General features: G+C 65.1%; 16 protein-coding genes, 1 tRNA gene and 1 pseudogene. 9 read left to right on the top strand and 9 right to left on the bottom strand.

Going from position 1 to position 15,562, the window contains the following annotated elements; translation table 11 throughout:
- Positions 1–114: 114 nt before the first annotated feature.
- Entirely contained in the window at positions 115–792 is a 678-nt protein-coding gene (locus QOC76_RS30975) for a response regulator transcription factor (RefSeq protein ID WP_526363810.1), read from the bottom strand.
- A gap of 120 nt (positions 793–912) precedes the next feature.
- On the opposite strand from QOC76_RS30975, the gene QOC76_RS30970 reads away from it, so the two are divergent.
- The 3 genes from QOC76_RS30970 to QOC76_RS30960 all read left to right on the top strand — a co-directional run bounded on the left by QOC76_RS30970 (position 913) and on the right by QOC76_RS30960 (position 2,206).
- Positions 913–1,068, top strand: a complete 156-nt coding sequence (locus QOC76_RS30970) for a DUF6131 family protein (RefSeq protein ID WP_526363808.1) — start codon at positions 913–915, stop codon at positions 1,066–1,068.
- A gap of 101 nt (positions 1,069–1,169) precedes the next feature.
- Entirely contained in the window at positions 1,170–1,745 is a 576-nt protein-coding gene (locus QOC76_RS30965) for a hypothetical protein (RefSeq protein ID WP_526363806.1), read from the top strand.
- Positions 1,742–2,206 (top strand): hypothetical protein, encoded by a 465-nt coding sequence (locus QOC76_RS30960; RefSeq protein ID WP_526363804.1) that lies wholly within the window; start codon positions 1,742–1,744, stop codon positions 2,204–2,206. Before QOC76_RS30965 ends, QOC76_RS30960 begins: the two co-directional genes overlap by 4 nt.
- 24 nt (positions 2,207–2,230) lie before the next feature.
- On the opposite strand, the gene QOC76_RS30955 is transcribed toward QOC76_RS30960, so the two are convergent.
- The 4 genes from QOC76_RS30955 to QOC76_RS30940 all read right to left on the bottom strand — a co-directional run bounded on the left by QOC76_RS30955 (position 2,231) and on the right by QOC76_RS30940 (position 4,627).
- Positions 2,231–2,983 (bottom strand): enoyl-CoA hydratase, encoded by a 753-nt coding sequence (locus QOC76_RS30955; RefSeq protein ID WP_526363802.1) that lies wholly within the window; start codon positions 2,981–2,983, stop codon positions 2,231–2,233.
- A gap of 20 nt (positions 2,984–3,003) precedes the next feature.
- On the bottom strand, positions 3,004–3,411 hold the full coding sequence (locus tag QOC76_RS30950; RefSeq protein ID WP_526363800.1) for a hypothetical protein: 408 nt from the start codon (positions 3,409–3,411) through the stop codon (positions 3,004–3,006).
- A gap of 216 nt (positions 3,412–3,627) precedes the next feature.
- Complete coding sequence (locus QOC76_RS30945; protein ID WP_526363798.1) at positions 3,628–4,200, bottom strand: ATPase; 573 nt, start codon at positions 4,198–4,200, stop codon at positions 3,628–3,630.
- A 16-nt stretch (positions 4,201–4,216) separates the two neighbouring features.
- Complete coding sequence (locus QOC76_RS30940; RefSeq protein ID WP_526363796.1) at positions 4,217–4,627, bottom strand: TA system antitoxin ParD family protein; 411 nt, start codon at positions 4,625–4,627, stop codon at positions 4,217–4,219.
- A 78-nt stretch (positions 4,628–4,705) separates the two neighbouring features.
- Between QOC76_RS30940 and QOC76_RS30935 the strand changes: the two genes are divergently transcribed.
- Positions 4,706–5,551, top strand: coding sequence for a PHP domain-containing protein (locus tag QOC76_RS30935; protein ID WP_526363794.1), 846 nt, complete (start codon positions 4,706–4,708; stop codon positions 5,549–5,551).
- Between the two features lie 18 nt (positions 5,552–5,569).
- Here the strand turns inward: QOC76_RS30935 and QOC76_RS30930 are convergent, their stop codons facing one another.
- Both QOC76_RS30930 and QOC76_RS30925 read right to left on the bottom strand, forming a co-directional pair.
- Positions 5,570–6,508 carry a lytic transglycosylase domain-containing protein gene (locus QOC76_RS30930; protein ID WP_526363792.1) on the bottom strand — a complete coding sequence of 313 codons (939 nt, stop codon included), beginning with the start codon at positions 6,506–6,508 and terminating at the stop codon, positions 5,570–5,572.
- A gap of 14 nt (positions 6,509–6,522) precedes the next feature.
- Positions 6,523–7,353, bottom strand: a complete 831-nt coding sequence (locus QOC76_RS30925; protein ID WP_526363790.1) for an LLM class F420-dependent oxidoreductase — start codon at positions 7,351–7,353, stop codon at positions 6,523–6,525.
- 144 nt (positions 7,354–7,497) lie between these two features.
- On the opposite strand from QOC76_RS30925, the gene QOC76_RS30920 reads away from it, so the two are divergent.
- Positions 7,498–8,277, top strand: coding sequence for an SDR family NAD(P)-dependent oxidoreductase (locus tag QOC76_RS30920; RefSeq protein ID WP_526363788.1), 780 nt, complete (start codon positions 7,498–7,500; stop codon positions 8,275–8,277).
- Between the two features lie 82 nt (positions 8,278–8,359).
- Here QOC76_RS30920 and QOC76_RS30915 read toward each other — a convergent pair whose 3' ends face one another.
- Positions 8,360–8,932, bottom strand: coding sequence for a M15 family metallopeptidase (locus QOC76_RS30915; protein ID WP_526363786.1), 573 nt, complete (start codon positions 8,930–8,932; stop codon positions 8,360–8,362).
- A gap of 80 nt (positions 8,933–9,012) precedes the next feature.
- Positions 9,013–9,085, bottom strand: a tRNA-Arg gene (locus QOC76_RS30910).
- Positions 9,086–9,398: 313 nt separating this feature from the next.
- Between QOC76_RS30910 and QOC76_RS30905 the strand changes: the two genes are divergently transcribed.
- From QOC76_RS30905 to QOC76_RS30890, 4 genes and pseudogenes are all read left to right on the top strand, one after another.
- Entirely contained in the window at positions 9,399–10,883 is a 1,485-nt protein-coding gene (locus QOC76_RS30905) for a wax ester/triacylglycerol synthase family O-acyltransferase (protein WP_526363784.1), read from the top strand.
- Complete coding sequence (locus QOC76_RS30900; RefSeq protein ID WP_526363782.1) at positions 10,880–12,589, top strand: HAD-IB family hydrolase/lysophospholipid acyltransferase family protein; 1,710 nt, start codon at positions 10,880–10,882, stop codon at positions 12,587–12,589. The genes QOC76_RS30905 and QOC76_RS30900 overlap by 4 nt, the downstream gene beginning before the upstream one ends.
- Positions 12,590–12,600: 11 nt before the next feature.
- Entirely contained in the window at positions 12,601–14,925 is a 2,325-nt protein-coding gene (locus QOC76_RS30895; protein WP_526363812.1) for a glycerol-3-phosphate 1-O-acyltransferase, read from the top strand.
- 30 nt (positions 14,926–14,955) lie between these two features.
- A pseudogene (locus tag QOC76_RS30890) lies at positions 14,956–15,562 on the top strand (copper resistance protein CopD); the annotation flags it as partial.

Genomic DNA, 15,562 nt, shown 5'->3' with positions numbered 1-15,562 from the left:
AACTATCGCGGCCCACCAACCCGATCCGACGCACTGTCCACCGCGTAAAAAGCCGAGCATCCAGCCCGGCCGACCACCCACGCTCACCATCACCCTTGACTGCCGCCGCGAAAGCTAGGGCCCGCCGCGCCAGTGCTCGATGCGATGATGGTCGGGGGTGAAGCCGTGGTCCACACCCCAGAGGACGGCCCTGGTCCGGCTTTCGACGCCGATCTTGCGATAGATGCTGCGGATGTAGGACTTCACCGTGTTAGGGCTCAGATAGGTCAGCCTCGCGACATCGGCGTTGCTCTTGCCCTGAGCGATCAGCGCAAGGATTTCCGCCTCGCGATCGCTGAGTCCTTCGCCTCGGCCGGGCCAGTCCAATCCCGGTGCGCTGCGCGCTCGCGGCGGCACGTCGCTGATAATGGTCTCGCCTGACTGCACGGCCTCTAGCGCGGCTACCAACTCGCGTGCGGGCAACGTCTTCGACAGATACCCATGTGCGCCGTGCTGGCGCGCGCTTTCCACAAGGTCGGGGTGAAAGTTCCACGTATAGACCACAACTCGGTGTGCACGGGGATTGGCGACCAGCATTCCGATCTCCTCGTGATCAGACTCGGGCTGGGCGAAGGAGTCGTACAACACGATGTCCACCGCGTCGTCGACGGGCATGGTGGAGTCGAGTTCGGCAATGACGACGCGGTCGCGGTACGGGTCGAGCATGTTGGCCACGCCCTTGACGACGATGTCGTAGTCATCGACGAGCGCCACCGTGATCGGGGCGGATGAGCGTGAAGCTGACGATGACATATCGCGCAGATTACCTCCTTAGGGGTGTATTACCACCCCCCTTAGGGGTGATCAACTGAATCCAGTGTCGGGCGATGGTCCCGACCGTCCGACAGTCACAACGCAACGGAAGGGCCAGTCATGATCATCCTCGGAATCATCCTGCTGATCGCGGGATTCCTCCTCAAGATCTCCATTCTCTGGACCATCGGAATCATCCTGATCGTCATCGGGGCGATCCTGGCGATTGTCGGCTCCACGGGGCGCGCCATCGGGGGCCGGCGGCACTACTTCTGATCGGCTTCAAGTCAGCAACTTCACTTCAGGAACTTTTGCCGAGCGAGTAGATATTCGCGCCTCGCTCAGGCTTTTTGGCTCAGATACGAGAGGAGCAGGCAATGCCCACACGGGAATGGATTCTGATCGCAGCCGGCGCAGTCATCGTGGTTGCCGCGGTGATCGTTGGGGCCGCAAGGTCAAGTAGCCGCAGCAGGACACACCGGCTGAAGCAGCGTTATGGTCCCGAGTACGAGCACCTGGTTTCCGAAGCCGGCGATCGCAAGGTGGCCGAAAAGGAGCTCACCGCTCGTGAACACAACCGTGACAAACTGGACATCGTCGCCTTGACGCCATCGGCGTTGACACATTTCACGAATCACTGGCACCAAGTGCAGACGGCGTTCGTCGACGACCCGGCGAGTGCGGTGGGCGCTGCCGACCGGCTGGTCACCGAGGTGATGCGCGAGAAGGGCTACCCTGTCGATGATTTCGAGCAGCGGGAAGCCGACATATCGGTGGACCACCCACAGATCGTGGAGAACTACCGCATCGCCCATGGCATCCACTTGTCACAGATGAACGGCGGCGTGGACACCGAGAAGCAACGCGAGGCGTTCGTGCATTACCGGGCGCTCTTCGAAAGGCTGCTTGACGCGAAGAAGGACAACGACACTTCACAGGAGGCAACAGCATGACAACCCACGGCCAACACACCGAGGTCGACGAGTTCGACGACGACCGGGCGACGGCAGGTCGCCGGCAGACCGACATCGCTTCGCCGGCCCGATCCGGCGTTGCAAACGAATCGCATACTTCAGCGACCGAGACACCGACAGTGGCGATGAAGCCGATCGGCAGCACACAGAACGAGGCCGAATCAACAGGCGGGGAACCGCTATTCGGCGGTGACGAGCTGGCGGCGATGCGCGCGCAATGGGTGTCTGTGCAGGCGGAATTCGTCGACAATCCGAAGGACTGCGTCGAAAAAGCCGACAGCTTGGTGTCAGAGCTGATCAAGAGTCTCACGACCGGCTTCGCCGATGCGCGTTCACGACTCGAAGAGCAGTGGGGACAGGGCGAGACAGTATCGACCGAGGATCTGCGGGTGGCTCTGCGACACTATCGAGCATTCTTCGAGCGGCTGCTCTCGGCGTGACAGCGCAGCCGTTCGCCAGATACGTTACTTGAGTTTGGCGGCGGCCAGCCGTTCGGCGAATTGCGGCGAGAGTATTGAATCCGCTTGCGGTTTGAGCTCAGTCGTGACTGCAATCGCGTGTTGCTCCACGTCGATCGAGCCGGGGTTGGCGGTGGCCCGCATGGAAGCTTTGGTCGCGAGCACGACGTCGCGCGGCGCGGCCGCCGGGCCGGCGGCGAGCTCCTTGGCGGCGGCGACCGGATCGTCGGCGACGTCGAGAGCCAATCCGTAGCGCACGGCGGCCTCGGCGTCGAACCGCATCCCGAACAGCAGCGAGGCCCTTGCCGCCTGTACGCCGACGGCGCGCTGCAGCATCCATGTCGCGCCGCCGCCGGGATGGATCCCGAGCTTCTGGAAACGCGGGTCGAACAGCGCGGCGGGACCCGCGATGCGCACATCCGCGGCGAGCGCGAGGTTGAGCCCGGCGCCGACGGCGGCACCGTTGACGGCCGCGATCGTCGGCAGTGCGCAGTTGGCCACCGCGAGGAAGCCGTCGTAGATTCTCCGCAGCCCGTCCTCCGTAGCCTCGCCGAGCGCAGTCAGGTCGGCGCCTGCGCAGAACGACTTGCCCGCGCCGGTGACGATGACGGCGTGCACGCCGGGGTTCGCCTCGGCCGCGTCGACCGCCGCGCGCAGCGCTGCGGAGATCTCAGCGGTGACGGCGTTGCGGCGGTCGGGATCGTTGAGGGTGATGAGCGCGACGTGGTTTTCGACCTGGACGAGGACGCGATCGGACATCGCTTCAGGCTAGTGAGCGCCTACAGGGTCGCGGTGAGAGGCCCGAGGATCTGGCAGTTGTCGGCAGGCAGGGTAGGCACGATGATGCCGCAGCCACGGCCGCGCGATGTGTAGGTCGCGCCGGGCGTGTAGGGCTCGAAATAGGCCTGCGCGGTGTCGGTGCCCTGCATGCAGGAGCTATGTGCGTCACGTCCCGATTGCTCGACGCAGGCCACGCTCTGGTACGGGCTGGCCGCGACGCCACAGACCGTGGACGTCACCGTCGCGGTGACCTTGCTGACCCCGTCCACCTGCACGACCTGCGGTGGAGAAATCGAGAAGCCGCACGGTGACGGGGGCCAGGGGTCGGCCTGTGCGGCGCTCGCGCCGATGATGCCCGCGAGCGCCAGGGTGAGCGTCGCCCAGAGGGCGATGCCAAGCCGAATCATGTCTGGATGGTAGATCAGGGCCGCCGGCTCATACATCGAGTTCTGCGTCTGAGCCGTGAATTTGTCGTCGCCCGACCAACCTTTCTGCAGAACTCGGCGCGTCAGTGCGCCAGCGAAGAGGGGTCGACGGGAAAATCGAAATAGGTGTCCGGGTACGCCTCGGGCTTGAAGGTGTGGTGCCACCCCTCGTTCTCGTAGTTCACCAGGCCGTATGGCTCACCATCGAGTGGACAACTCCTTCGGTGTCCAATCGGGCCACGTGGAAAGGCCGACGGCGAAGCCGCCGCTGAACTGCGCCACAATGCGCGGGCCTTTCAGGCCGCTGTTGTCATAGACTGTGGCGGAGTCGGATCGGACGATGGCGGCGGCGACGAGTGCCCAAAGTCGTTGATAGCGCCCGCGGATCTTGTCTTCGGGAACATCGTGACCGCCCGCGCTGACTCGATGCCTGACTCGTTGAACAGCAAGCTCCTGAGGGATGAGAAGAACGTGCAGCACGACGGTGTAATCCGCCGCGTGGGCAGCGTCGATCAATTCGAGCTTGGACGGATGGGAAAACACCGTCTCGGCGATGAACGACCGCCGGAGTTCGATGAGCATGGCCCTGGTTTCCGCCGCCACCCGAGCGGCGTCGTACGCGTGCCCGACCGGGTCGTCGGGCCAGCGCTGTCTGGCGATCTCGTCCGCGTTGACGAAGACGCTTCCCGGCAGTAGCGGTGCCAGCGTCAGGTCGACGAAGGTCGACTTACCCGCACCATTTGATCCGACAACGAGATCGAGCCGGTTCATCGACGTGCCGCGTCGTTCACTTTCTGCGCCGAGCCGCCCGGCGGCCCGTCGTCAGCACAACAGCGCTGCCGTCGGGGTGGTGCTCGACGATCTCACCGGAGTCATTGAGGGACACCGTGGTGATGCCGCGCTTGGCGAGTACTTCGCCGTAATTGGACTCCGCCAGATTCTCCTGGATTGCGGCGGCGATCTCGGCATTGAAAACGACGCCTTCTTCGACGTCGAGCTCCCGCAGCTCCAGGTCTCCGGTGAGCGCTGCCTCGACCCGCCTGCGCGCCGCGGTGTGCTGACTGGAGACCTCGCGGCCGACCCGGGCCCAATGGTCGAGTTGCTGTTTGGCCGATCGACTTTGGCGAGCACCCTCGGCGGCGGCGCTATCGAGCAGATCCGCTGCGAAACGGGTGACGCGATCCGTGCTTCCCGCCATCCTGACCTCCAGGTTGTAGCAATATGCTACAAGTGTAGCAATGTGCTACGCCCATTGTATGTGCCACGATCGGTGACGATGAAGCCCACCGATAATCACGTCCACACTCGGTGGTCCTGGGACACCGCGTCGAGCTCGTCGATGCAGCTTGCCTGCGCACGCGCCATCGAGCTGGGTGTTCCTGGTTTAGCGTTCACCGAGCACGTCGATTTCACCGAATGGAGTCTCGAGGACTCCGACGAGCACGCGGGTTTGACAGACCAGCCTCCGGCTCGCGTAGGTCACCGCCCGCGCGTTGCGCCGCTCGACGTCGAGGGATATCTGGCTGACTTGGCGCGCTGCCGCGACGAGTTTGCGGACTTGCGCATTCTCTCCGGCATCGAGGCCGGTGAGCCGCACCTCTTCCCTGCCAGCGTGGCCGGCGTGCTGGCCGCCGGCAACTTCGAACGCGTGCTCGGCAGTCTTCACGGGATCGTTGTCGACGGCACGCTCACCGGCATCAGCAACGGACTGTTCAGCGAGATCGATGCGCACGAGGTGATGCGCCGCTACTTCGCAGAACTGGTGGTCCTCGTCGGCGGCTCGTTGGTGTTCAACGTGCTGGCCCACTGCGATTACGCGCGACGCTACTGGCCGACCGGACGTGTGGGCGCCTACGACGAATCGGACTTCGAAGAGGAGTACCGGACGGTGTTCCGGACGTTGGCGTCTTCGGGCCGGGCGCTGGAGATCAACACGCGCAGTCCGATGGCGTCCGTCTCCCAGTTGCGGTGGTGGTGGGAGGAGGGCGGCGACGCGGTCTCGTTCGGCAGCGACGCGCATCAGCCGTTACGGGTCGGCGAGCACTTCGACGTGGCGGTGGATATCGCGGAAGCGGCCGGCTTCAGGGCCGGCCGCGATCGCTTCGATTTCTGGCGGCGTTGAGCCTGGACGTCGACGGCGTCACTGCGGGTGCGACGTGAGGTACTCCGCGACCGGGATCGGGGTGTCCGACGCGTAACCGATCGGCAGCAGCAGATCACCCGCGGTCGTCTTCACGTAGACGTCCCAACGGTAGAAGCCGGTGAACGCCGCAGGATCGGCCGCCAGCACCGCCGCATAGTCGTTGACCGCCCGGACGTATTGCGCCGCATGGTTGTACCGGTAGATCGCTTGATCGCGGTTGGCGGCAAAGCCGCTGGCGGCGAGGTAGCGGCCGGCGGCCATGATGCTGTCGCGCGGCGAGTAGATGTCGCCGCCTTCGCCGTAGCCGGCGAACGTCGACGGCAGGAACTGCATAGGCCCCTGGGCGCCTGCGCTGCTCGGGCCGACGACGCTGCCGAGCCGCGTCTCGATCAGGTTGATCGCTGCCAGGTAGTTCCAGCCGACACCAGAGGCCGCTTCTGCGTCGCGGTAATGACCGAGCAGTTCGTCCGCAGGAACCGGAGCCACGATGCGCCACGCCGGAATTGCGTCCTTGACCTCGGCCATTGCGGTGAGCTGGCGGCGGGCGTCGACGTTGAGGTCGTAGACCTCCTGCATCGAGGGCGGGATTCGCGGACGGGTGATCGCGTCCCACTCGTTGTGGTAGCCGATGGTGCGGTAGGCCGCCTGCTGGCGGTGTGCCGCGGCCTGCAGCGCCGGCTCCGGCGTCGACGGATCACGTAGCGCGTGCTCGTCGGCGACGAGGTCGTCGGCGAGTTGCGCTGGGTCGGACGACAGCTGCCGTTGTGCTTCTGCCGGTTTGGTCGTCTCGTCGTCCAGCGGTGTGACGGTGGCCGGCCCGGGGGCGGCTGCGGCCGGTGAGGGGGGCGGCGCAGGCGGTGCGTCATGCGTGCAGCCGACCAGTACTGAGGCGATCGCCGCCAGAACCAGCGCTGCGCCCCGTTTTCCACTCACCACACAAAGCGTATGCCTCAGGCGCGGTACTTCTCGACGGCGGCGGCGTACTCGTCAAGAAGTCGCAGCGACTCGTCCTTCGGTTTGGTTGGCAGCAGTAGCGCGACCCGGCCATAACCCAGGTCGTCGAGTCCGTGCCAGTAGTCGGGATCTACCGGAGTGCCGAATGTCGCCAGCGGGACGTCGTGGCCTGCACCCTCGCGCATCTGGTCGATGCGTTTTTTCAGGTGCTCGACCGGGCTCGGGTTCGATATCCAGCCCGCGTTGTGCCTGATGATCCGCTTGACCGTGGCGTCGGAGTCTCCGCCGATGTAGATCGGCGGATGCGGCTGCTGGACGGGTTTGGGCCGCAGATAGGCCGCGTCGAAATCGACATACTTGCCGTGGTACTCGGCGGGCTCTTCGGTCCACAGCTTCTTGATCGCTTCGATTCGCTCGTCGAGGAGCGCGCCGCGGGACTTCGGATCCGTGCCGTGGTCGCGCAGCTCCTCGATGTTCCAGCCCGCACCAACCCCGAGAGCGAATCGACCTCCGGAGATGACGTCGATGCTGGCGGCTTCCTTGGCAGTGATGATGGGGTCGCGCTGGATCAACAGCGCAATCCCGGTCATCAGCTCGATCTTCGACGTGACCGCCGCCGCTGCCGCCAGCGTGACGAACGGGTCGAGTGTCCGGTAATAGAATGACGGCAGCTCGCCTCCCTCGGGATACGGAGATTCGCGGCTCGCCGGAATGTGCGTGTGCTCCGCTACGACGAGGGACTCGAGGCCCCGTTCCTCGATCGCTCGCGCCAAGGACACCGTGTCAATGGTGTCGTCGTTGACGAATGTCGAAATTCCGAACTTCATCGCCACCTCCGAGTGCGTTTTACTGCGACGTTCCGACACCGCAGACGCGAAGGGTATTCCCCGCGAAACATCCCCTCATTCACCCGATCCGCGAATTGATCCGACGGCGGGAATAGTCGGTGTGTGTCGTGGTACTACCTTTGCGTGAATATAGATCTGACCGGAAAGACAGCCCTTGTCACAGGCTCGACCCAGGGCATCGGCTTCGCGATCGCCGAGGGGCTGGCCGGCAGCGGTGCGAGGGTCGCGGTCAATGGGCGCACTGCGGAGAGGGTTGACGAGGCCGTCGCGAAGCTGCACGGCGATGTGGTCGGCGTTGCGGTCGATGTGACGACAGCGGAAGGCGCTGCGCAGCTCTTGCGCGACCTGCCGCAAGTGGACATCCTCGTCAACAACCTCGGCATTTTCGGCGCGGTACCGGCACAAGAGATCACCGACGAGCAATGGCGAACCTATTTCGACGTCAATGTGCTTGCGGCGGTGCGGCTTATCCGGATGTACCTTCCGGGCATGACCGAACGTGGTTGGGGCAGAGCCATTCAAATCGCCAGTGACTCAGCGTTGGTGACGCCCGACGAGATGATTCACTACGGCGTGTCCAAGACGGCGCTGCTGGCAGTGTCGCGTGGTTTCGCCAAGGATGCGGCGGGAACCGGGGTGACGGTGAATTCGGTGATCGCCGGACCGACGCACACGGCGGGTGTCGAGGACTTCGTCTACCAACTTGTCGACAAGTCGCTGCCGTGGGACGAGGCGCAGCGCGAATTCATGCGCAAGCATCGTCCGCAGTCGTTGATCCAGCGGCTGATCGAGCCAGAGGAGATCGCGAACATGGTGACGTACCTGGCCTCACCCTTGGCTTCCGCGACGACAGGGGGAGCGCTGCGCGTCGACGGCGGATACGTGGATTGCATCGTGCCCTAGCCTTCGCGTCGAGGAGCGAGGTAACTTCCTCCAGACTCTTAGAGGAGATTTGCCGAAAGCGCTGAGTGCGTGTACCCGCGGCTCAGCCTGCGGCATTGGGTCGCAACGGTGGGCATACGCTTCCGTAGTCGGACGCCAACTCGAAATGCCAGATCTCGTTCGCGTAGATCTGACACAACCCGAACACCAAGCCGTTGCGGATGAGCCAGTCGTCGGCCGCTGCGGGGCCGACGTCGACAGCCTTGCCGATGACGTGCTTGGACACCTGCGGAGATGCGACGTACTGACTGGCGATGTCCGGGCTGCCGTACTGGACGACGGCCTCGTCGTATAGGCGTTGCTGGAACTCCGGTGAGCGCCAACCCGAGCTTAGGCCGATGGTGATGGCGTCGGCGGCCGCGCTCTGGGCGGCCCGCTGGATGGCGTCGAGCAATGCCGGATCGAGCCGGTTCACCGCGGGGCTCGAGAGGTCGAACGGGCTGAGCCGCTGACCGTTCGGCAGCCCTCCTTCGGCGGTGTCGTCCGCCGATGCCGATGCAGTGTCCTGAGACCCCATGCCCGGATCGGCCACCGCCGGAGCGGCAGCACCGACGCCGACGAGCGTCAGCATCAAGATCGTCTCAGTCGCTACGAGCCAGTTCCGAATGATCCGCACCCGGTCATTATCGCGGTGCCTTGTGCGCGCAGGAAATAGGTGGGATCGGCCCACCGGAGCCGACCCAAACATGCCTTGCGCGCCCCCGGCAGGACTCGAACCTGCGGCCAACCGCTTAGAAGGCGGTTGCTCTATCCACTGAGCTACGGGGGCAGCGCACTCACCCTAGCCGAGCTCACAGACCACATCAGGCCCGCAGAACAGGGCGCGTCCGTCACCCTGCGGGTTGTCAGCCGCTAGTTGTGTTGGAGGCTGCCGGATCACGCGAGTTAAAGCCTGCGATTCATCGCTGACCGTTACGAAGGTGTATTTGGTGACACCAAGCGAGTCGGCCCGCTCGACCCTCCGACTACCGCTCTACATAGCCACCAAAGGCACGTCGCCGCGAGTTACGGCGGACTAGCGTGGGTAACAACATGTGCGGGCCGGAGGGAGGAGCAGCAACGATGGCAGGGTGGTCGCAGCCGTGAGTAATGTGTCTGAACCGGACGCGGCCGGACTACCGGAGGAACTCAGCCCCGTCGACCAACTTCTGCATCGCGGCGAAGCCAACCCCCGCACGCGCTCCGGGATCATGACCCTCGAGGTCCTCGACACCACGCCGGACTGGCAACGGCTGCGGAGGCGCTTCGAACACGCCTCGCGGAAAGTTCTGCGGCTGCGGCAGAAAGTAGTGATGCCCACCCTGCCCACGGTGGCGCCGCGATGGGTCGTCGACCCCGACTTCAACCTCGATTTCCACGTCCGGCGCGTACGCGTGGCCGAACCCGGCACCCTGCGCGAGGTGCTCGACCTCGCCGAGGTCGCCCTGCAGTCGCCGCTCGACATCTCCCGGCCGCTGTGGACCGCGACCCTGGTCGAGGGCCTCGCAGGCGGCCGGGCAGCGATGATGATCCATCTCAGCCACGCAGTCACCGACGGCGTCGGCGGTGTCGAAATGTTCGCCAACCTCTACGATCTCGAGCGCGACCCGCCGCCGCAGGCTGATCCGCCGCTGCCGATTCCGGAGGATCTGTCGCCGAATGACCTCATGCGGCAAGGTTTCAACCGGTTGCCCGGTGCGATCGCCGGCGGTGTGGGGAGAGCGATCTACGGTGCGGCTCAGGCCGTCGGGAAGGTGATCCGCGATCCCGTCGCCTCGCTCGGCGGCGCCGTCGAGTACGCGGTGTCGGGAGCCCGTGTGGTCGGACCTGCTGCCGAACCGTCGCCCGTGCTGCGACGCCGAAGCCTTTCGACGCGCAGCGACGCCATCGACATCGAGTTCGGTGACCTGCACAGGGCGGCCAAAGCGGCAGGCGGCTCGATCAACGACGCATACCTGGCCGGCCTGTGCGGCGCGTTGCGGCGCTACCACGAACACATGGGTGTGCCCGTCGAGACCCTGCCGATGGCGATTCCGGTCAACATGCGCTCCGACAACGACCCGGCCGGCGGAAACCGTTTCGCCGGAGTAAATCTCGCTGCACCGATCGGCGTCGTCGACCCCGAGAGGCGAATCAAGAGCATCCGCTCCCAGATGACTCGCAAGCGCGACGAACGCGCCGTCAACATGGTCGGTGTGATCGCACCGGTGCTGAGCCTGCTGCCGGACACCGTCCTCGAAGGCATGGCCGGATCCGTTGTGAACTCCGACGTGCAGGCCAGCAATGTGCCCGTATACGCGGGAGACACGTTCATCGCGGGCGCAAAGATCCTGCGGCAGTACGGACTCGGCCCGCTCCCCGGGGTGGCCATGATGGTCGTGCTGGTCTCGCGGGCCGGCTACATCACGGTCACCGCACGATATGACCAGGCAGCAGTCACCGATGGCGACTACTTCGCCAGGTGCCTGCAAGCCGGATTCGACGAAGTGCTCACGCTCGGCGGCGAAGGACGTTGCGTGCCAGCATCATTCACAACGGACGCCAACGAACCCCGTCCCCCGTCGCCGAACGGAAGTAGCGCCCCATGACAGCCCCAGACGGCCAGCCGACACGACGCGCCAACCCGCGAACCATGCGCCTGCCCGGTTCGGTAGCCGAAATCAAGGGCAGCCCTGCCGGTCCGAAGATCGGCGCCTTCTTCGATCTCGACGGCACACTTGTCGCCGGGTTCACCGGCGTGATCATGACCCGAGATCGTTTGCGCCGCGGTCAGATGGGCGTCGGCGAGTTCATCGGCATGGTGCAGGCCGGCCTCAACCATCAGCTGGGTCGCTCGGAGTTCGAAGACCTGATCGGCAAGGGCGCGCGCATGTTGCGGGGGAGTTCGCTCGGTGACATCGACGAGCTCGCCGAGCGGCTCTTCATGCAGAAGATCATCGGCCGGATCTACCCCGAGATGCGCGATCTGGTGCGCGCCCATGTGGATCGCGGCCACACCGTCGTGCTCAGCTCGTCGGCGCTCACGGTTCAGGTGGAACCGGTGGCGCGCTTCCTCGGCATCAAGAACGTGCTGAGCAACAAATTCGAGACCGACGACAATGGGCTGATCACCGGCGAAGTGAAGACCCCGATCATCTGGGGTCCGGGCAAGGCCAGGGCAGTGCAGGCGTTCGCCGCCGAACACGGCGTCGACCTTGCGAAAAGCTACTTCTACGCCGACGGTGACGAAGATGTCGCCCTGATGTATCTGGTGGGCAATCCGCGGCCAACCAACCCGGCAGGAAAGCTCGCCGCCGTTGCGGCCAAACGAGGTTGGCCGGTGCTGCGGTTCACCAGCCGCAGCGGCAGCAACCCGGTGTCGCAACTGCGTACCGCCGCAGGCGTCGCATCGCTGGTGCCGATCGCGGCAGGCGCGATCGGGCTCGGCCTACTGACGCGCAACAGGCGCACCGGCGTCAACTTCTTCACATCGGCCTTCGGGCGAACGCTGCTGACGGCCACCGGCGTGAACATCAACCTGCTCGGCAAGGAGAACCTGACGAAGAAGCGGCCTGCGGTGTTCATCTTCAACCACCGCAACCAGGTCGATCCCATCATCGCCGGTCGGCTCGTCGACACCAACTTCACCTCGGTTGGCAAGAAGGAGCTGGAGAACGACCCGATCGCCGGCACGCTGGGCAAGGTGATGGACGCGGCGTTCATCGACCGGGACAACCCGAAGGCCGCGATCGAGGGATTGAAGAAGGTCGAGGAGAACGCCAGGAAGGGGCTCTCGATCCTCATCGCGCCGGAGGGCACCCGCCTCGACACCACTGAAGTGGGTCCGTTCAAGAAGGGCCCCTTCCGTATCGCGATGTCCGCGGGAATACCGATCGTCCCCATCATCATTCGCAATGCAGAGGTCATTTCGGCGCGCGATTCGACGACCTTCAATCCCGGCACCGTCGACGTCGTGGTGTACCCGCCTATCCCGGTGGACGATTGGACGGTCGAGAACCTGTCGGACAAGATCGCCGAGGTGCGTCAGCTCTATCTCGACACGTTGAACGACTGGCCGCACGACTCGGTTCCGAAGATCGGACCGTACGCGCGGAACAGAAGTGCCAAGAAGGCGCCGGCCAAGAAAGCCCAGAAGGCCGCGCCACCGAAGAAGTCGTCACCGAGGAAGGCGCCCCAGAAGCAGACGGCCGAGGCGACAGTGAAGAAGGCGGCCGCCAAGAAGGTTCCCGCCAAGACGACACCGGCCAAGAAGGCTCCTGCCAAAAAAGCTGCCTTCAAGAAAGGACGGTCGTGACCGCCGACCCGATGGCGCCCTTCTCCACGACCGACGACGCGCTGGTGCTGGCGTCGGTGTCCTCGGCGGCTGAACGAGAGTTGTTGAGCGACTGGCTGCAACAGCAGCGACGTGAGCATCCCGAATCGAACGTCGCCGTGCTCGAGCTTCCAGACGGGGACCCGCCGCCGGGTGTGCTGGCGAGGCTCGTTGGGGAACTAGAAGGCGACGAAGACCGATCCGTGGTCCCGGTGCGCGTCTTCTGGGTACCCGGCGGCCTGCCGACGCGTTCGAAGGTGGTCTCGTTGATCTCCGGTCGCGATACCTACCGGCCGCCGGAGATCCTGCAACGCCGCATCCTCAAGCGGGACCCGTCGCGGGCTCGCGTGGTGGCGGGAGAGCCGGCGAAGGTGTCCGAGCTGCGCCAGCAGTGGAGCGACACCACCGTCGGCGAAAACCCCCGAGATCTTGCACGTTTCGTCATCCGACGCGCAAGCCTCGCCATCGAACGCGTCGAGCTTCGGTTACTCGGACCCGAGTACAAATCGCCTCAGCTGATCAAGCCCGAGATCCTGGAGTCCGCCCGGTTCCGAGACGGCCTCGAGAAGATACCTGGCGCGACCGTGGAGGCAGCGGGAAAGATGCTCGACGAACTGAGCACCGGGTGGAGCCGGTTCTCCGTCGACCTCATTCCGTCGTTGGGCCGGGCCATCTTCAGCCGTGGGTTCGACCCGAACATCGACTATGACCGCGCCGAGATCGAGAACATGCGACACGCGTTGGAGAGTCATCCCGCCGTGCTGCTGTTCTCCCACCGCTCCTATCTCGACGGCGTCATCGTGCCCGTCGCCATGCAGGAGAACCGGCTGCCGCCCGTGCACACGTTCGCGGGTATCAACCTGTCGTTCGGTTTCATGGGGCCGTTGATGCGTCGCTCCGGCGTCATCTTCATCCGGCGCAAACTTGACGACCCGCTGTACAAGTATGTGCTGCGCCAGTTCGTCGGCTACATCGTCCAAAAGCGGTTCAACCTGAGCTGGTCGATCGAGGGCACCCGATCGAGAACCGGAAAGATGTTGCCGCCCAAGCTCGGTTTGATGAGCTACGTCGCCGACGCCTACCTCGAGGGGCGCAGCGAGGACATCCTCCTCCAGCCGGTGTCGATCAGCTTCGACCAGTTGCACGAGACCGCCGAATACGCCGCGTACGCCCGTGGCGGAGAGAAGACGCCCGAGGGGCTGTCCTGGCTGTACAAGTACATTAAAGCCCAAGGCGAGCGAAGCTACGGCAAGATTTATGTCCGTTTCCCTCAAGCCGTGTCGATGCGGGAGTACCTCGGCGTACCGGGTGGACCGATCGCCGAAGACGAAGCCGCGAAGCGTCTTGCCATGCAGAAGATGGCGATCGAGGTCTCCTGGCGAATTCTGCGCGCCACACCCGTGAACGCGACCGGGCTGGTGTCAGCGCTGCTGCTGACCACCCGCGGCACCGCTCTGACGCTGGACCAGCTGCATCACACGTTGCAGGACTCGCTCGATTACCTTGAGCGCAAACAGACTCCGGTGACTAACAGCGTGCTGCGGTTACGCACCGCCGACGGCGTTCGCGCTGCCCTGGACGCGCTGTCCAACGGCCATCCGGTCACCTGCGTCGGCGCTGGACGGGAGCCGGTCTGGCGGATTGCTCCCGAGCAGGAGCACGAAGCGGCGTTCTACCGCAACACGATCATCGACGCGTTCATGGAGACCGCGATCGTCGAGCTGGCGTTGGCCTATGCCGCGCGCGCCGACGCAAATCGCCTGGAGGTGTTCTGGACTCAGGCGATGCGGTTGCGCGACCTGTTGAAGTTCGACTTCTACTTCGCTGATTCGACAGCCTTCCGTGAGCACCTCGCCGAGGAGATGGCGTGGAACGACGACTGGGAGGCACACATCGAAGCCGGCGGCGATGAGATCGGCGCGATGCTGCACGCCAAGCGGCCGCTGATCTCGCAGGCAGTGCTGCGGCCGTACATCGAGGCGTACGAGATCGTCGCCGACGTGTTGCGCGACCTGCCCGCCGAGGTCGACGAGAAGGAACTGACGAAGAGGGCGCTCGGGGTCGGCAACCAATATGTCGCACAAAACCGCGTGTGCACCACCGAGTCGGTGTCGGCGCTGCTGTTCGCCACAGCGCGTCAAGTGGTCGCCGATCAGCACCTGCTGGAGCCGGCGGCGGATCTCCTCGAACGGCGGACCGCGTTCCGCGACGAGCTTCGCGACGTGCTGCGCGATATGGACAAGGTCGAGGAGATGGCCCGCGAGCAGTTCTACGTCCGTGAGATGGAGCGACGCGCTTTGCGCGAAGCGGTCGAGTAGCCCGCCGGCCTTGGGCCATACGCTGGAGCCATGACCACGGCTCCAAGCGTCCGTACCAGCGCGGTGTGGCCTCTGCTGTTCGGGGTCGCCCTGCTTGCCGGCGTGACCGCGGCCGGCCTGGGCGCCATGACGCTGGCCGACGCGCTGACCGCGACGGGGCTGCCCGACCCTGGTCCGGTGACCACCTACGGCCTGCCGTTCATGCGGGCAGCGGGCGAGATCGCCGCTGTCGTCGCCGTGGGTTCGTTCATGTTCGCCGCGTTCATGGTGCCGCCACAGCAGAACGGCGTGCTGGACGCCGACGGATACCGGGCACTGCGCCTCGGCACCGTCGCGTCGGCAATCTGGACGGTGTGTGCCGCGTTGCTGGTTCCGCTGACCGTCTCCGACGTCACGGGTCAGCCGCTGGTGTCCCGGCTCAGCCTGTCGGACATCTGGTCAGTGGCCAGCCTCGTCGAGACCGCGGGCGCGTGGCGGTGGACGGCGCTGCTGGCGGCGATCGTCACGGTCGCGAGCATCCCGGTGCTGCGCTGGTCGCCGGCGCCGCTGCTGTTCGCGGGATCGCTGGTCACTCTGCTCCCGCTTGCGCTCACCGGCCATTCGTCAACGGGCGGCTCGCACGACCTGGCGACCAACA

Origin of the sequence: Mycobacterium sp. (genome assembly GCF_032159565.1) — a bacterium.
Taxonomy (GTDB): domain Bacteria; phylum Actinomycetota; class Actinomycetes; order Mycobacteriales; family Mycobacteriaceae; genus Mycobacterium.
This window is presented reverse-complemented; position numbering and strand designations above follow the sequence as displayed.